Below are 16,590 nucleotides of genomic sequence, written 5' to 3'. Positions count from 1 at the left end.
GACACGCCGATTGACTTAATCGAACACGTGTTCGAATATTGACGAGTGACGCCTCCAGCTGCCGGTCGTGCCCTCGAAGGGGATGGGCCCTCCCCCGACGACGAGCCGACCCGCCCGGGGGCTGCCGGCCGGCGGGGGACTCGGGCGGCGGACACCACCCTCGACCTCCAGGCCCGCATCAACAGCATGCAGGCCGGCACGCTGGACTCCCGCCGCCTGCCCACGGTTCCGGCCCTGGCGCACATCCTGCCGGGCGGAGGCCTCCAGTCGGGGGGCTCCTACACCGTCCGCAACTCCACCACGCTCGCCATGGCCCTGCTCGCCGGCCCCTCCTCGACCGGGGCGTGGTGCAGCGTCATCGGGATGCCGGACTTCAGCGTGGAGGCGGCGCAGGGCTTCGGCATCAACCTGGAACGCCTCATCCTGGTCCCCGATCCGGGGTCCCAATGGCTCACGGTCACGGCAGCCCTCGTGGACGTCGTCTCCGTCGTCCTGACCCGCGCCCCGGAGCACCTGGCGCCCACGGAATGGGCCCGCCTCAAGGCGCGCCTCCGGCAGCGCGGAGCGGCACTGATCACCCTCGGCAACTGGAAGCAGAGCGATTCCACGCTCGGCGTGGCGGAGAGCGCGTGGGAGGGCCTGGGTGCAGGATCGGGCCACCTGAGGGCGCGGCGCCTGAAGATCACCGCGACGCAGCCCTCCGGACGGCTCCGCCATGCCTACGTGGGGCTGTCGGATCTGCAGGGCACCCCGTCGGAAGCGCCGGTGTTCGCCCCCGCGCAGCCCGGAACCCCCTCCCGCCCCGACACCGCCCCCGCCCTGTTCGAGCCGCGGCTGATGAAGTCCTCATGACCGCCACATCGCCTGCGGGGACGGCATCCGCCACCCGGACCATGATGCTCTGGTGCCCCGACTGGCCCATCACGGCGGCCCTGCGCGAGCATGCGCTGCCCGCCGACACGGCACTCGTCCTCGTGGACCGGGGGGAGGTGTTCGCATGCTCCCCCGCGGCACGGCAGGACGGCGTGAGGAGGGGGCTGCGCATCCGGGAGGCCCAGGCCCGCAGCACGGGACTCGTGTCCCTCCCGTACGACCCGTCGCTGGACGAGCGCACCTTCGAACCGGTGACCGCGGCCGTGGAGACCATCATGCCGGGCGTCCAGGTCATCCGTCCCGGACTGTGCGCGGTCAGGGTCAAGGGCCCCTCACGCTATTACGGCGGCGAGCGCGGGGCCGCTGACGTGGTCTTCCGGACCCTCACGGCCATCGGCCTCACCGACCTGCGGATCGGCATCGCGGACGGCCCGTTCGCGGCCGAGCTGGCAGCCAGGGCCACCGATGAACTGGACGACGACGTCGAGCAGCTGGTCGTCATCCCGGAAGGGGGCTCGCCCTGGTTCCTCGGCAGCTACCCCGTGGAGGTCCTCGAACAGCCGAAGCTCACCGTGCTCCTCAAGCGCCTCGGCATCCGCTCCCTCGCCGACTTCGCAGCCCTCCGGGCGTCCGACGTCCGCAACCGCTTCGGCGTCGAAGGCGCCCTCGCGCACCGGCAGGCGAGCGGACTCGACCACCGGGACGTCGTCGCCCGGACACCTCCACCGCACCTCGACGCCACCGCCGATTTCGAGCCACCGCTCGCGCGCATCGACCAGCTGGCCTTCGCGTTCCGCACCCGGGCCGGCGAGTTCGTCGACGGGCTGCGCGACGCGGGACTGGTGTGCACGGCGCTGCAGGTCTCGCTGCACACGGAGTCGGGCGAGGTGTCCGAGCGCCTCTGGCGGCACCCGCGCTGGTTCGACGCCGACGACGTCGTGGACCGCGTGCGCTGGCAGCTCCAGGGCACCGACACGTCGGACCACGGCCTGACCTCCGGCATCACGCGGGTCCAGATCGTGCCCGACATCGTGGAGGACCTCGGCGACCATGCGGACGGCCTGTGGGGGACGGGACCGGACGAGGGGATCCACCACGGCCTGGCCCGCGTGCAGAGCATGCTCGGCCACGGCGCCGTCCTGACCGCGATCATCGCGGGGGGTCGGCTCCTCGCGGACCGCCGGGTCCTCATCCCCTGGGGAGACGCGCCCCTGACCCGCCAGCACTCCCCGACGGCACGGGTCAGGGACCGCACGCAGCCCTGGCCGGGCCGCCTGCCCGGCCCGGCACCCGCCACGGTGTTCGCCGAGCCGGTGCCCGCCGTCGTCGTCGATTCCCGGGGCAACCCGGTGGACGTCGACCCCCGGGGCCAGGTGACCGCGGACCCCTCCTTCTTCAGCGCGGGGCCCGACGACGACCGGCGGCCCGTGCACTCCTGGGCCGGCCCGTGGCCGATCGACGAACGCTGGTGGGACCCCATGGGGCGCGTCCTCGACCGCTTCCAGCTGGTGGACCACTCCGGATCGGCCTGGCTGCTGCTGCTCGAGGACCATGCGTGGTGGGTCGAGGCGAGCTACGACTGATGGGCTGGAACAACCCGCCCATCCCCTGGTCCGACTTCGAACGGAATCTCTCCGGCACCCGGCCCGGGGCGCAGCCCGTCGGGGCCGACGGCGGAGACAGCCCCGCCTGGTCGCGGAAGCGGCAGCCCTACACGGCTCCGGACGCGATCCCTGCTCCCGAAGGTCCCGTGGTGCCCTACGCGGAGCTGCACGTCCACTCCAACTTCAGTTTCCTCGACGGCGCCTCCAGCCCCGAGCACCTCACCGAGGAGGCCCGGCGGCTGGGGCTCACAGGCCTGGCGCTCACCGACCACGACGGCCTGTACGGGGCCGTGCACTTCGCGGAGGCCGCCGAGAAGCACCCCGGGATCCTGACCATGTACGGCACGGAACTCTCACTCGGCCTGTCCAGGCCACAGAACGGGGAGGCTGACCCGGAGGGGCAGCACCTGCTGGTCCTCGCGCGCGGATCGGCCGGTTACCACCGCCTGTCCACGGCCATCACCGAGGCCCAGCTCGAGGCGGGCGCCGAGAAGGGGAAACCCCGTTACGAGCTGGAGCGCCTCGCCGGGCATGCCGGGGGCCAATGGATGATCCTCACGGGCTGCCGGAAGGGTGCGGTCCGCTCGGCGCTCCTCGCGGCGGGCGAGGCCGCGGCGGAGGCCGAGCTCCGGGGACTCGTGGAGCTGTTCGGCAGGGACTCGGTCGCCGTCGAACTCATCAACCAGGGCAACCCCCTGGACACGGCGCACAACGACGCCCTGAGCGCCGTCGCGGCCCGTGTGGGGCTGCCCACCGTGGCTACCAACAACGTGCACTACGCCACGCCGAAGCAGCACCGGCTCGCCTCCGCCCTGGCCGCGGTCAGGGCCCGCCGGAGCCTGGACCAGATGGACGGCTGGCTCCCCGCGGCCGGTGCCGCCCATCTGCGCAGCGGTGCGGAGATGGCGCGGCGGTTCCGGCACTATCCCGGGGCGGTGGAGCGGACGGTGGACATCGCCGCGGATCTCTCCTTCACCCTGCGCAGCGTCAAGCCCGGGCTGCCGAACATCGACCTGCCCGAAGGCCACACCCAGATGAGCTACCTCCGCGAGCTCGTCCGGCAGGGGGCGGACAAGCTCTACGGGGGCCGGACCGACGTCCGCGACCGCATCGAACGCGAGCTGGACGTCATCGAGAACAAGAACTTCCCCGGCTACTTCCTGATCGTCCACGACCTCGTGCACTACGCGCGCCGCAACGGCATCCTGTGCCAGGGGCGGGGATCGGCCGCCAACTCGGCGGTCTGCTACCTGCTGGAGATCACCGCCGTCGACTCCATCAAGTACCGGCTCCCCTTCGAGCGGTTCCTCTCGAGCATGCGCGACGAAGAACCGGACATCGACGTGGACTTCGATTCGGACCGCCGCGAGGAGGTCATCCAGTACGTCTACCGGAAGTACGGGCGCTTCAACGCCGCCCAGGTGGCCAACGTCATCACCTACCGCCCCAAGTTCGCCGTCCGGGACATGGCGAAGGCCCTCGGCCACAGTCCCGGCCAGCAGGACGCCTGGTCCCGGCAGATCGAGCGGTGGGGCGGGCTCGTCTCCAGCAGCGACCACGACATCCCGGATTCCGTGGTCAATCTGGCACAGGAGGTCCTGAAGTTCCCCCGCCACATGGGGATCCACTCCGGGGGGATGGTCCTCACAGATCGGCCGGTGGGAGAAGTATGCCCCATCGAGCATGGGCGGATGGAGGGGCGGACGGTCCTGCAGTGGGACAAGGACGACTGCGCCTGGATGGGGCTGGTGAAGTTCGACCTGCTGGGCCTCGGCATCCTCGCGGCGATCCAGTACAACTTCGACCTGGTGGAGCGGCATTTCGGGGAGAAATGGGAGCTGCACACGATCCCCAAGGAGGAGCAGGGTGTGTACGACATGCTGTGCTTCGCGGACTCGGTGGGCGTCTTCCAGGTGGAGAGCCGCGCCCAGATGGGCATGCTGCCGAGGCTGCAGCCCCGGCAGTTCTACGACCTCGTCATCGAGGTGGCCCTCGTGCGGCCCGGACCGATCCAGGGTGGTGCCGTGCATCCCTACATCAAACGGAAGATGGGTGAGGAGGAGGTCCGGTACCTGCACCCCGACCTCGAACCGGTCCTCGAGCGGACCCTCGGCGTGCCGCTCTTCCAGGAACAGCTCATGCAGATGGCGATGGTGGTGGGTGGCTGCTCCGGAGCGGATGCGGATCTCCTGCGCCGCGCCATGGGGTCCAAACGCGGCGAGGAGCGGATCGACTCCCTCAAGGCCACGCTGTACGAGGGCATGGCGGCCAACGGGATCACCGGAGACGTCGCGGACACCATCTACGACAAGATCCACGCCTTCGCGAACTTCGGGTTCGCGGAGAGCCATTCGATCAGTTTCGCCCTGCTGGTCTACGTGAGTGCCTGGCTGCGCCTGCATTACCCCGGGGCGTTCCTCGCCGCGCTCCTGCGGGCGCAGCCCATGGGGTTCTATTCACCGCAGACGCTCGTGGCCGACGCCCGGCGGCACGGCGCCGTGGTCCTGCGGCCCGACATCCTGCACTCCGGGGTGCACGCCGACCTCGAACCGCTCGAGGGCTACGAGCCCGGCGACGATCCGTCGGCGCGCACCACCGGCATGGACTGCTGCACGGAGGACGAGCAGCCCCCGGTCGGGTATTTCGACCCGGACACGCCGTTCGATTCCACGCCGCACCGCCGCGACGGCAATTACGCGGTGCGGTTGGGACTCGCCGGCGTCGAATCCGTCGGTGTGAAGCTCGCCGAGAGGATCGTCGCCGAGCGGGACCGCAACGGACCCTACGAGGACATGCCGGACCTCGCGCGCCGCACGGGCGTCACGGCGGGCCAGCTCGAGGCCCTCGCGGCGTCCGGTGCGTTCGACTCGATGGGACTGAGCCGCCGCGAGGCACTCTGGAACGCCGGGCCGGCGTCGACGGAGCGCGACGGCCAGATCAGGGGCACCGCCGTCTACATCCAGCCTCCCCTGATGCCCGAGCTCTCGGACATCGACACGGTGGGCTCCGACCTGTGGTCCACGGGCATCACCCCCGACGACCACCCCGTACGCCATGCCAGGGCCCGGCTGAAGCGCCGCGGCGCCCTGACGGCGCAGGAGCTCAGGACGTCCGAGCCCGGCCGGAGGATCGAGGTGGCGGGAGTCGTGACCCACCGGCAACGCCCGGCGACGGCGAGCGGGATCACCTTCATGAACCTGGAGGACGAGACGGGACTGGTGAACGTCATCTGCTCCGTGGGGGTGTGGCAGCGTCACCGCCGCGTCGCCCGGGAAGCCAGCAGCGTGATCGTGCGGGGTATCCTCGAGCGGTCCCCCGAGGGGGTCGTCAATGTGGTCGCTGACCGCATCGAGGTCCTGCAGCTCAAGGCGACCACCAGATCCCGTGACTTCCGCTGACCGGCGCGGGTACGACGAAGGGCCCCCGCCGGGCGGAGGCCCTTCATGTCCTGCAGTGTGCGCGAGGGGGGATTTGAACCCCCACACCCTTTCGGATACTGGCACCTGAAGCCAGCGCGTCTGCCGTTCCGCCACTCGCGCAATTTCGAGGTTCCAACATCTGCCCCTCGGCAGGTGTTGTGAACAGCAGAGACAAGCATAACGGAGCCCGGCGGCAATTACCTAAACCGCCCCCCGGGCACCCCCGTGACGCGTCGGACAGACCGGAACGGCCGGGGGAATCGTTAGGACAAAGTAATCCTCGCCGGGCGGGCTTGAAGCCCATTACCAGAGCCTCCCAGTAGTATCGGAGGGAACATGCCCGGCTGGGCCTCGCCATGGCCAGGACCGGGAAATGCCCTGCAGCACCTGCTGACCGGGCCCTGAACATCTGTGCGACGGGGGAGGAGGCGGACGATGGGCATTCTCGACAATGTGGAGCGGGGACTCGAAAAGCTGGTCCGCGGAGCCTTCACCACGGGATCACGCTCCCAGGTACAGCCCCTCGAGATCGCCAGCGCCCTCCGCAAGGAACTGGACACCCGCTCCCTCGTCCTCGCGCAGGGCCGCACGCTCGCACCCAACGTGTTCACCGCGCGGCTGTCCGACTCCGATTTCGAGCTCGCGCAGCAGTGGGGCTCCGCCCTCGCCGAGGAACTCTGCGACGTCGTCATCGCCCACGTGCACAGCCAGCAGTACAGCCTCCAGGGGCCCGTCCGCGTGTCCTTCGAACACGATCCGGAGCTCAAGGCCGGCGTCTTCGAGATCGATTCCTCCATCAAGAAGCAGGCCGCAGCACGGCGGTCCCCCGGCCCGGCCGATCCTGTGGCTCCGCGCCACCAACCCACGCGCTACCAGCCCATCCTCGAGATCGACGGACAACGGTATTCGATCAACTCCGGGTCCATCGTCCTCGGCCGCTCCTCCGAAGCCGACATCCTCGTCGACGACACCGGGGTCTCCCGGCGCCACCTCGAGATCCGGACACAGGGAGGCCGGATCCACGCCGTCGACCTCGGCTCCACGAACGGCAGCTACGTCAACGGGCAGCGTGTTGTCGGGCAGGCGGAACTCACCGACGGTTCCACGATCACCATGGGACGCTCCCGCATGACGTTCCACCTCCTCCCCATGCAGGACGGCGGTGGCCACCGATGAGCGAAGCCGGAGAACTCACCGTCACCCTGTTCCGCTACGGTTTCCTGATCCTGCTGTGGGTCCTCGTCCTCAGCACGGTCGGCGCCCTGCGACGCGACCTCGCCGTCGGCCGCCGCAACCGGGTGGGAGCGCCCACCGCCCGCGAGATCCGCAGGAATCCCGGGCTCGTGGAGGAGCCCGCCCCCGTGCGTACCGCCGCCCGCCGGCTGGTCGTCACGGAGGGGCCCCACACCGGCACCAGCCTCGAGCTCGCAGCGAGCCCCATCCTCCTCGGCCGGGCGCAGGAAGCCACGCTCGTGCTCGAGGACGACTACGCCTCCGGCCGCCACGCCCGCCTCTTCCCCCAGGGCAGCCGCTGGTTCATCGAGGATCTCGGGTCCACCAACGGCACCTACCTGGCGGGAGCCCAACTGACGCGCGCCCTGCCCGTCGAGCCGAACGTCCCCATCAGGATCGGTAAGACGGTCATCGAATTGAGGCCTTAGGCGTGCCGTTTGCCCTGAGGTTCGCCGCCCGCTCCGACGTGGGCATGGTGCGGGCGAAGAACGACGACTCGGCGTACGTGGGCCGCCACCTGGCCGTGGTCGCCGATGGCATGGGCGGACATGCCGGCGGCAACGTCGCCTCGGCCTCCACCGTGCTCGACCTGGTCCACCTCGATCACGGGGGACACGACGGTGACGCCGGGACGCACCTGGCCGACGAGATACAGACCGCGAACTCGCTGCTCTCCGAACTCGTCGCCACCAACCCGCAGCTCGCCGGCATGGGAACGACGGTCACGGCGATCCTGCTCGAGGGCAGCACCCTGCATCTCGCCCACATCGGCGACTCCCGGGCGTACCGTCTCAAGAACGGCGTCTTCGAGCAGATCACCACGGATCACACGTTCGTCCAGCGCCTCATCGAGGAAGGGCGGCTCCGGCCCGAGGAAGCGGAGACACACCCCCACAAGAACGTCCTCATGCGGGTGCTCGGCGACGTCGACGCGAGCCCCGAGCTGGACCTCGCGCAGTTCGACGCCGAGCCCGGCGAACGCTGGCTGCTGTGCTCGGACGGGCTGAACGCAGTCCTCCAGGACGGCGCGGTGGAGCGGGTCATGCGCCGGGCCGGCACCATCCGCGAATGCGTCGACACCCTCGTCGACCTGACGCTCGCCGGCGGCTCGCCGGACAACATCACCGTCGCCGTCGTCGAGGTCATCGAAGCGGACGACGACGACGCGTCGCCCCCAGCCTTCATCCCGCCCGCACGGCAGGCCGCGGGCGAACGGGACACGCCGACCCCGGCAGACGCGGGCGCGGCCGCCCAGGGGGTCGACCGGAACGGCGACCTTCCCGGCGCCGCGATCCGGGCCGACGTCATCCGCCAGGACCTGCTCACGCGGCCCCACGTGCTCGTGGGCTCCGCGGCCCTCGCGACCGAGACGGGCCAGATCCCGATCGTGACTCAGCGGTCCACCGAGCGGCGCGCTGCCATGATGCTGACCCACAGGGCGGAGCCGGAAGCCACGGAGGAGCCCGAGGACGAGGCACCCGCACGGAAGCGGCGCTGGTTCGTGCCCGCGCTCCTGTCCCTCATGACCCTCATCCTGATCGCCGTCGTCGGCCTGGGATACACCTGGACCCAGACGCGCTACTACGTGGCGGACTCCGACAACCGGGTCGCGATCTACACGGGCGTCCCCCAGCGGGTCGGGCCGATCAGCCTCAGCGAGCTGTACGAGGTGACGGACATCCCGGTGTCCAACCTGCCCGAGTACCAGCGGTCCCAACTGGCGAACACGCTTCCGGCGGTGAGCCTGGAGGAGGCCGAACGGATCGTCGGCGACCTGCGCAGTGAACTGCGGGCCGTCAGCTGCGACCCGGCACCGTCCCCGACCTCCCCCTCGCCGCGCTCGACGGGCAGCGCCGCAGCCGGCGGCCCCGCGCCGTCCGGCACGGCGTCCCCGCGCCAGGGGCCGTCCGGCTCGGCGTCGGCCGCCCCGACAGCCCGGCCCACCCCGACCGCCGGACCCACCACGACAGCCCGGCCCACCCCCACGGCCCGGCCCACCGCGACTGCGTCCCCGTCGACGTCGTCGTCCTCGTCGCCCCGGCCCGCCACCGCGGCCGCCTCACCCCAGGCGACTGCGTCGTCCCCAGCCGTCGAATGTGAAGGTGCAGCAGATGAGTGATGTCCTGACCGTGCCCCGGTCGCGGCGCAACGTCGAACTGCTCCTGCTCCTCCTCGCGCTCGTCGTCGCGAGCACCGCCAGCTACCTCGCCGGCGTCGATCGCGAGGAGGCGTTCAGTGAGTTCTTCTGGACCCAGACCCTGACGCTCACCCTCATGAGCCTCTTCCTGCACGTCCTCCTGCGCTTCCGGGCGAAGTATGCGGATCCGCTCATCCTTCCGATCGTCGTTGCACTGAACGGGATCGGTCTGGCCATGATCCACCGGCTGGATCTCTCGGCAATCCAGGTCAACCCGGACATCGACCCGGTCGCACCGCAACAGGTGATGTGGACGGCTGTCGCGATGGGCGCCGCCGCCGTCCTCCTGATCCTGCTGCGGGACCACAGGCTGCTGCGCCGCTTCACGTACATCTCACTCATCGTCAGCGCCGTCCTCCTCCTGCTGCCGCTCGCCCCGCCCCCCATCGGCCTGGAGATCAACGGCGCGAGGATCTGGATCTCGGTGGGAGTCGGCACCTTCCAGCCGGGCGAGATCGCGAAGATCACCCTCGCCATATTCTTCGCGGGGTATCTCTCGACGAACCGGGACCTGATCCTGCTCGCGGGCAAGAAGATCGGCCCGCTCCAGCTGCCGCGTTTCAGGGACCTCGCTCCCATGGCCGCCGCCTGGCTCGTCAGCATCGGCGTGCTGATCTTCCAGCGGGATCTCGGTTCGTCCATCCTCTTCTTCGGACTGTTCATGGTCATGATCTACGTCGCCACGAGCCGCGTCAGCTGGGTGCTGATCGGTCTCACCATGATCGGCGTCGGCGTCTTCGTGGCCCTCGAGCTGTTCAGTCACGTCGCGCTGCGGTTCGATTCCTGGCTCAACGCCTTCGCCCCGGAGGTCTACGACCGCGCGCCGGGCGGCAGTCGGCAGGTGGTGCAGGGCCTGTTCGGCCTGGCCAACGGCGGGCTCGCCGGCACGGGCTTCGGGGTGGGACGCCCCGACCTCGTGACCTACGCCAACAGCGACATGATCATCGCCGCGCTGGGAGAGGAGCTGGGGCTCATCGGCGTCGTCGCCATCGTGATGTTGTACGTGCTCCTGGTCTCCCGGGGCATCCGCGCCGCCCTCGGCACGAAGGACGGGTTCGGCAAGCTCCTCGCCTGCGGCCTCTCCTTCACGATCGCCCTGCAGTGCTTCGTGGTCATCGGCGGTATCACGCGCCTGATCCCCCTCACGGGTCTCACCACCCCGTTCATGTCCGCCGGCGGCTCGTCGCTGCTGGCGAACTGGCTCATCGTGGCCCTGATCCTGCTCATCTCCGAAGCCGCGCGCCGCCCCGCGCCGACGGCACCCATGAAGGATTCGTTCCCCGAGGCGCTCGGAGTCAGCGGCAAGCCCGTCAAGAAGCGGACCGCGAAGGAGGCCACCCGATGAACCAGGCCATCCGCAGGGCGTGGGTCGTGGCGATCAGCATGTTCGCCCTCGTGCTGGGATCCCTCACCTACGTGCAGTTCTTCCAGGCGCAGGAACTGAGGGACAACCCCTGGAACAGCCGCCAGCTGTACCAGGACTTCGGCCGGCAGCGCGGCGCGATCCTCGTCGACGGCCGTGCCATCGCCGAGTCGGTGCCCTCGAACGACCAGTTCAACTACCAGCGTGTGTACAACAAGCCGGAACTGTATGCCCATCTGAGCGGGTACTACTCCCTCTCCCTCGGGTCGTCGCAGCTCGAGAAGGCGGAGGCGGACATCCTGGCGGGCACCAGCAGCTCCCTGTTCTACGACCGCGTGGTGACGCTCTTCTCCGGCGTCGATCCGCAGGGCGCGTCCATCGAGCTCACGATCGATCCGGAGATCCAGCAGCTCGCCTGGGACCTGATCCCCGACGGCCAGCGCGGCTCGATCGTGGTGATGGAGCCGGCGACCGGCAACATCCTCGCGATGGTCTCGAAGCCCTCCTACGACCCCAACCTCCTGTCCGGGCACGACACCGCGATCATCGCGGAGAACGCGGCGAGCCTCTCCGAGCAGCCGGGCCTGTCGATCTACACGAACCCCGCCACCGAGTCCCTCGTCTCGCCCGGGTCCGTGTTCAAGCTCATCGACGCGGCCGCCGCCCTCGAGTCCGGGGAGTACGACGCCCAGTCGGAGATCCCGAATCCTCCCGCCCTGGAGTTCCCCGGGATCGAGTACACCCTCCCGAACTATGTCACCGGCGGCTGTTCGAGCAGGACGACGGCGGACCTGGAGTTCGCGCTGGAGCAGTCGTGCAACACACCCTTCGCGCAGATCGCACTGGATCTCGGTGAGGAGGCCATCCAGGAGCAGGCAGCGAAGTTCGGCTTCGGCGAGGAGATGACCATCCCCACCGACGTCATCGCGAGTACCTTCCCCTCGGACCTGAGCGAACCCGAACTGGCGCAGTCCGCCGTCGGGCAGTTCGACACACGGGTGACCCCCCTCCAGATCGCGATGGTGTCCGCGGCGATAGCGAACGACGGCCAGCAGATGAAACCGCAGCTCGTGAAGTCGATCAGGGCCGCGGATCTCGAACTCATCGAGTCCCCCCAGCCGGAGTCGCTGCGCCAGTCGGTCAGCCGGGACACCGCGGACCAGCTCACGGAATGGATGGTCAACGTGGTGGACAACGGCACGGCGACCGCCGCGCAGGTACCGGGCGTCCGGGTGGCCGGCAAGACCGGGACCGCGGAGGTCTCCTCGACGGGCGACAACGCGTGGTTCACGGGCTTCGCGCCCGCCGACGACCCCCAGGTAGCACTTTCGATCGTGATGGAGAACGTGGACATCCCCACTGGTCAGCAACTGACCTCACCCAGTGCCAAGAGACTCATAGAGGCGGTGTTGAACAGATGAGGCCCACATCAGGCATCACCCTGGGCGGCAGATTCGAACTGACCGAGCGGATCGCCATCGGGGGGATGGGCGAGGTGTGGAAGGCCCGGGACCAGATCCTCGGCCGCGCCGTCGCGATCAAGATCCTCAAGGAGGAGTACTCGGGCGATCCCGCGTTCCTCAACCGCTTCCGGGCCGAGGCGCGGCATACGGCGCTGCTGAACCACGAGGGCATCGCGAACGTCTTCGACTACGGCGAGGAGGGCGGCTCCGCCTACCTCGTGATGGAACTCGTCCCCGGGCAGCCGCTCTCGGCGGTCATCGAGAAGGAGCAGGTGCTCTCGCCCGACCGTACGCTCTCCATCGTCGGGCAGACCGCCACGGCCCTCGCCGTCGCGCACCGCCAGGGGCTCGTGCACCGCGACGTGAAACCGGGCAACATCCTCGTGATGCCGGACAACCGCGTCAAGATCACCGACTTCGGGATCGCCCGGCTCGCCGACCAGGTACCGCTGACCGCCACCGGCCAGGTCATGGGCACGGCGCAGTACCTCGCTCCGGAGCAGGCGACCGGCCAGCCTGCGACGGGCTCGTCCGACATCTACGCGCTCGGCGTGATCGGGTACGAACTGCTCGCCGGACGGCGCCCGTTCTCCGGCGAATCGCAGATCGCAATCGCCCTCGCCCAGGTCAACGACGCCCCGCCGCCGCTCCCGCAGTCCATCCCGCGTCCGGTCCGGGCACTCATCGGATCCATGCTGGCCAAGGACCCCGCGGATCGACCGCGCGACGCCGAATCCCTCGCACGCGCCGTGGACGCCATCCGCGCCGGTGACATCCGTGCCGCGGAGGCGGCGGTCCCGGGCCTGCTGTCCTTCGCCGCGGACACGGGCATTGCCACGGCCGCCGTCCCGCGCCAGGACACGCAGGCGACGACGGCCGTCCCGGCGCCGACGACGTCGGCCCTGCCCACGGTCGCCGCGCCCGCCGCGGCCGGTGCGGCTGCCGGCATCGCGGCGTCGCGGAACTGGTCGGAGGACGACATCGACGCCCCCAGCCCGCCGTACCGTGACGAGAACGAGAACCGCCGGAGCCCATGGCTCATCCCGTTGATCGTGCTTCTCCTGCTGGCCCTCGGCGCCATCGCCTTCCTCGTCCTGCAGCCCCTGCTGGCCGGTGGCGCGGACCCTGCGCCGGTGCAGACGAGCGTCTCCCCGACGGCTGCCCCTGCGACGTCCCGCACTCCCTCGCCGTCGCCCACCTCCGCATCGCCCTCACCCTCTCCCTCTCCCAGCACGACCGAAGCCGAACAGGTCGTCATCACCCCGAGCCAGTACCTGGGCCGTCCCGAGGCGGAGGTGTCCGCGGAGCTCGGGGGCCTCGGGTTCCGCGTGGAATCCCGGCGGCAGGCCTCCTCCGAGTACGCCGCGGGTCTGGTCATCGGCCTCGCCCCCGTGGGTGCGCTCAGCCCCGGGGAGACCGTCACACTGACCGTGTCGACCGGACCGGAGCAGGTCACGGTCCCGGCGGGACTGCAGGGACGGACGGTGGCCGAGGTCGAGGCCGCCCTCGTGGACCTCGGGCTGCGACCCGAGAACGGCGGCAGCGAGGAGTCGCAGCAACCCGAGGGAACCGTCCTCCGCACGGACCCCGGGGCCGGGGCGGAGGTGCCGGTCGACAGCGTGGTGCGCTACATCGTCTCGTCCGGGCCCGCCCCGACCCAGGCGCCCCCGCCACCGTCCCAGCCGGCAGCTCCGACGACGCCGCCCGCGACGGCTGCGGCGGCGGCGCCGACTCCTGCACCGGCGCCGACAGCAACGTCCACGTCCGCCCCGTGACCGGCACGTCGGGACGGCGAGGGAAGGACAGGCCGTGACCACCACCCAGCGCGTCCTGAACGGGAGGTACGAGGTCCGGCAGCTGATCGGCCGCGGCGGCATGGCCGACGTGCACCTGGGCGTCGACCTGCGGCTCGGGCGTTCGGTGGCGATCAAGGTGCTCCGCGCGGACCTGGCACGGGACCCGCTCTTCCAGGCGCGCTTCCGGCGTGAGGCCCAGGCAGTGGCGGGGCTCAACCACCCCAGCATCGTCGCTGTGTACGACACCGGCCAGGAGGAGAACCCGGACCGGCCGCAGCATGAGGTGCGGGTCCCGTTCATCGTGATGGAGTACGTGGAGGGGCGCACCCTGCGCGACCACGTCAAGGCCGGCGACCTCACCCCGCAGGACAGCGTCACCTATGTGGCGGGTGTCCTCGGCGCACTCGAGTACAGCCATCGGGCGGGCATCGTCCACCGAGACATCAAACCCGCCAACGTGATGATCACGCCCGCCGGCGCCGTCAAGGTGATGGATTTCGGCATCGCCCGGGCCATCGCCGATTCGCAGGCCACCATGACGCAGACGCAGGCCGTGCTCGGAACGGCGCAGTACCTCTCCCCCGAACAGGCACGCGGCGAGACCGTCGACGCCCGCAGCGATCTGTACTCCGCCGGCTGCCTGCTGTTCGAGTTGCTGACCAGCCGGCCGCCGTTCGTCGGCGACAGCCCCGTCTCCGTGGCCTACCAGCACGTGCGCGAAGCGCCGCCCCTCGCCAGCAGCCTCAGCCCGGAGGTGACCCCTGCACTCGACTCCGTTCTCGCCAGGGCGCTCCAGAAGGACCGCGACCACCGGTTCCAGGATGCCGGTACCTTCCGGAAGGCACTCCTCGACGCCGGCCGCGGCGTGGTGCTCGCCGGTGCGGGTGCCACGACCGAGCCGATGGACGTCACGGCATCACGGACACGACCGGCCACCGTCGGTGCCGTCGCGGCAACGACGACAGCAGGCGGGCCGGGCACGCGGGCCATGGACAGGGTCGGCGAACAGCCACCGGCCGACCGGGAGCAGCCGGATGACCCCGACGGCCCGCTGGACCTTTGGGGGGACAGGGACGAGCCGGAGGACCGGCAGGAGCAACGGCGCAGAGCCTCCCGGTTGGCCTGGACCACGGTGTTCTTCGCGGCGGTGCTGCTCGTGCTCGCGGCCGGCTACTTCGTCATCACCTCCATGAGCGACCGGCCGGTCCAGGAGGTGGCGACGGTGAGCGTGCCGGACCTGGTCGGCATGCCGGAGGCGGACGCGACGGACGCCATCGTGGACGCCGGCCTGATTCCCTCCACGGACGAGGAATTCAACGCGACGGTCGATGCGGGGGACGTCATCGCGTCGGATCCCTCCGCAGGTGCCTCCGTCGAACCGGACTCCCGCGTGAACATCACGGTCTCCCGCGGTCCGGCGAATGTGGTGCTTCCGGAGAGCCTGCTCGGACTCACGGAGTCCTCGGCGCGCGACGCGCTGGAAGACCTCGGCATGAAGGGTGGGGCGGTCACCGAGGAGACCAGCGCCACCGTCCCGCAGGGCCGCGTGATCACCACGAACCCACGGACAGGGCAGTCCGTGCCGGTCGGCAGTGCGGTGGACCTCGTGCTCTCCAACGGCCGGGTGGCGGTTCCCCTGCTCACCGACCTCACGGTCGCCCAGGCGCAGGCCCTGCTCGAGGACCCGGCGGTCCAACTGCCCTTCAGTGTCCGCGAGGCCGAGAACAGCGTCGTGGAGCCCGGGATCATCACAGCGCAGTCCGAGCCGGCCCGCTCGGAGGTCTCGCAGGGGACGGAGATCGTCCTCACCGTCGCGAAGGCACCGCCGGCACCCGCACAGGCACCGACCCAGGAACCGACCCAGGAACCGTCGAGCGAGCCGACCCAGGAACCGACCCAGGAACCGTCGAGCGAGCCGGGAGGGAAACCGAGCGACACGCCGCGCGGCGGACCGAAGAAGGATCAGTCACAGCCGAGGCCGACCCAGGGTGGCGGCTAACGGGCGATCAGCGGGCTGAGTCCGTCCGACATCGCCGACGCGCCCTCGAGGCCCAGTGACTCGAGCCAGTTGCCGAGCATCCGGTATCCCCCCTCGGTGAGGACCGATTCCGGGTGGAACTGGACGCCGCACAGCGGTGCACTCCTGTGTTCGAGGCCCATGATGATCCCGCTGGCCGTGCGGGCCGTGACCGTCAGCTCGTCCGGGACGTCGTCGCTGACGGCCGCGAGCGAGTGGTACCGCGTGGCAGTCACCGGGGAGGGAAGGCCGGCGAACACGCTGGTGGCGTCGTGTTCCACCAGGGAGGTCTTGCCGTGCATCAGCTCGGGGGCGTGGGTGACCGTTCCGCCGTAGGCCTCCGCCAGTGCCTGGTGTCCGAGGCAGACCCCGAGCATCGGCTTCCCGTTGTCTCCGCACCACCGGATGAGGTCGACGCACACCCCCGCGTCGGCCGGCGTACCCGGGCCCGGGGAGATCAGGACACCGTCGCGTGAAGCGGCCATCTCCTGCGCCTCGGCGAGCGTGACGTCGTCGTTGCGGACCACCGTCGTCTCGGCACCGAGCTCCTGGAGGTAGCCGACGAGCGTGTAGACGAAGCTGTCGTAATTGTCGACGACGAGGATTCTGGTGGTGTCAGCCATGA

The 16,590-nt window shown here is 70.2% G+C and carries 11 protein-coding genes and 1 tRNA gene; 10 read left to right on the top strand and 2 right to left on the bottom strand.

What is annotated here, in order from left to right:
* Positions 1-45: 45 nt before the first annotated feature.
* Genes imuA' through ACX80P_RS12135 form a run of 3 tightly spaced genes read left to right on the top strand, consistent with a single transcriptional unit; the run spans position 46 to position 5,875 of the window.
* Complete coding sequence (imuA', locus tag ACX80P_RS12145) at positions 46-852, top strand: DnaE2-dependent mutagenesis accessory factor ImuA' (RefSeq protein ID WP_459278353.1); 807 nt, start codon at positions 46-48, stop codon at positions 850-852.
* Positions 849-2,456 (top strand): DNA polymerase Y family protein, encoded by a 1,608-nt coding sequence (locus tag ACX80P_RS12140; protein WP_459278352.1) that lies wholly within the window; start codon positions 849-851, stop codon positions 2,454-2,456. The genes imuA' and ACX80P_RS12140 overlap by 4 nt, the downstream gene beginning before the upstream one ends.
* The gene (locus tag ACX80P_RS12135; RefSeq protein WP_459278524.1) at positions 2,456-5,875 is read left to right on the top strand and encodes an error-prone DNA polymerase; all 3,420 of its coding nucleotides are present in this window, start codon (positions 2,456-2,458) and stop codon (positions 5,873-5,875) included. Before ACX80P_RS12140 ends, ACX80P_RS12135 begins: the two co-directional genes overlap by 1 nt.
* 58 nt (positions 5,876-5,933) lie before the next feature.
* On the opposite strand, the gene ACX80P_RS12130 is transcribed toward ACX80P_RS12135, so the two are convergent.
* Positions 5,934-6,016 (bottom strand) — tRNA-Leu (locus ACX80P_RS12130).
* 315 nt (positions 6,017-6,331) lie between these two features.
* Here ACX80P_RS12130 and ACX80P_RS12125 point away from each other — a divergent pair.
* Genes ACX80P_RS12125 through pknB form a run of 7 tightly spaced genes read left to right on the top strand, consistent with a single transcriptional unit; the run spans position 6,332 to position 15,947 of the window.
* Positions 6,332-7,072, top strand: coding sequence for an FHA domain-containing protein (locus ACX80P_RS12125; RefSeq protein ID WP_459278351.1), 741 nt, complete (start codon positions 6,332-6,334; stop codon positions 7,070-7,072).
* Positions 7,069-7,557, top strand: a complete 489-nt coding sequence (locus tag ACX80P_RS12120; RefSeq protein WP_459278350.1) for an FHA domain-containing protein FhaB/FipA — start codon at positions 7,069-7,071, stop codon at positions 7,555-7,557. The genes ACX80P_RS12125 and ACX80P_RS12120 overlap by 4 nt, the downstream gene beginning before the upstream one ends.
* Before the next feature lie 44 nt (positions 7,558-7,601).
* Positions 7,602-9,248, top strand: coding sequence for a PP2C family protein-serine/threonine phosphatase (locus ACX80P_RS12115; RefSeq protein WP_459278523.1), 1,647 nt, complete (start codon positions 7,602-7,604; stop codon positions 9,246-9,248).
* A complete protein-coding gene (locus ACX80P_RS12110) occupies positions 9,241-10,671 on the top strand; it encodes an FtsW/RodA/SpoVE family cell cycle protein (RefSeq protein WP_459278349.1) in 1,431 nt (476 codons plus the stop codon). Before ACX80P_RS12115 ends, ACX80P_RS12110 begins: the two co-directional genes overlap by 8 nt.
* Positions 10,668-12,110 (top strand): peptidoglycan D,D-transpeptidase FtsI family protein, encoded by a 1,443-nt coding sequence (locus ACX80P_RS12105; RefSeq protein WP_459278348.1) that lies wholly within the window; start codon positions 10,668-10,670, stop codon positions 12,108-12,110. Before ACX80P_RS12110 ends, ACX80P_RS12105 begins: the two co-directional genes overlap by 4 nt.
* Positions 12,107-13,927 (top strand): protein kinase domain-containing protein, encoded by a 1,821-nt coding sequence (locus ACX80P_RS12100; protein WP_459278347.1) that lies wholly within the window; start codon positions 12,107-12,109, stop codon positions 13,925-13,927. The genes ACX80P_RS12105 and ACX80P_RS12100 overlap by 4 nt, the downstream gene beginning before the upstream one ends.
* A gap of 34 nt (positions 13,928-13,961) precedes the next feature.
* Positions 13,962-15,947, top strand: a complete 1,986-nt coding sequence (gene pknB / locus ACX80P_RS12095; RefSeq protein ID WP_459278346.1) for a Stk1 family PASTA domain-containing Ser/Thr kinase — start codon at positions 13,962-13,964, stop codon at positions 15,945-15,947.
* Here pknB and ACX80P_RS12090 read toward each other — a convergent pair.
* A complete protein-coding gene (locus ACX80P_RS12090; RefSeq protein WP_459278345.1) occupies positions 15,944-16,588 on the bottom strand; it encodes an aminodeoxychorismate/anthranilate synthase component II in 645 nt (214 codons plus the stop codon). The two genes, pknB and ACX80P_RS12090, sit on opposite strands and share 4 nt — an antisense overlap.
* Positions 16,589-16,590 lie beyond the last annotated feature (2 nt).

The organism is Arthrobacter arabinosi (assembly GCF_054511115.1).
This window is presented reverse-complemented; position numbering and strand designations above follow the sequence as displayed.

What these genes read in the sequence shown, in the direction of transcription:
- ACX80P_RS12105 (WP_459278348.1), top strand. Translation starts at nt 10,668, where the DNA reads ATGAACCAGGCCATCCGCAGGGCGTGGGTCGTGGCGATCAGCATGTTC.
- ACX80P_RS12115 (WP_459278523.1), top strand. Translation starts at nt 7,602, where the DNA reads ATGGTGCGGGCGAAGAACGACGACTCGGCGTACGTGGGCCGCCACCTG.
- ACX80P_RS12090 (WP_459278345.1), bottom strand. Translation starts at nt 16,588, where the DNA reads ATGGCTGACACCACCAGAATCCTCGTCGTCGACAATTACGACAGCTTC.
- ACX80P_RS12125 (WP_459278351.1), top strand. Translation starts at nt 6,332, where the DNA reads ATGGGCATTCTCGACAATGTGGAGCGGGGACTCGAAAAGCTGGTCCGC.
- ACX80P_RS12100 (WP_459278347.1), top strand. Translation starts at nt 12,107, where the DNA reads ATGAGGCCCACATCAGGCATCACCCTGGGCGGCAGATTCGAACTGACC.
- ACX80P_RS12140 (WP_459278352.1), top strand. Translation starts at nt 849, where the DNA reads ATGACCGCCACATCGCCTGCGGGGACGGCATCCGCCACCCGGACCATG.
- ACX80P_RS12135 (WP_459278524.1), top strand. Translation starts at nt 2,456, where the DNA reads ATGGGCTGGAACAACCCGCCCATCCCCTGGTCCGACTTCGAACGGAAT.
- ACX80P_RS12120 (WP_459278350.1), top strand. Translation starts at nt 7,069, where the DNA reads ATGAGCGAAGCCGGAGAACTCACCGTCACCCTGTTCCGCTACGGTTTC.
- ACX80P_RS12110 (WP_459278349.1), top strand. Translation starts at nt 9,241, where the DNA reads ATGAGTGATGTCCTGACCGTGCCCCGGTCGCGGCGCAACGTCGAACTG.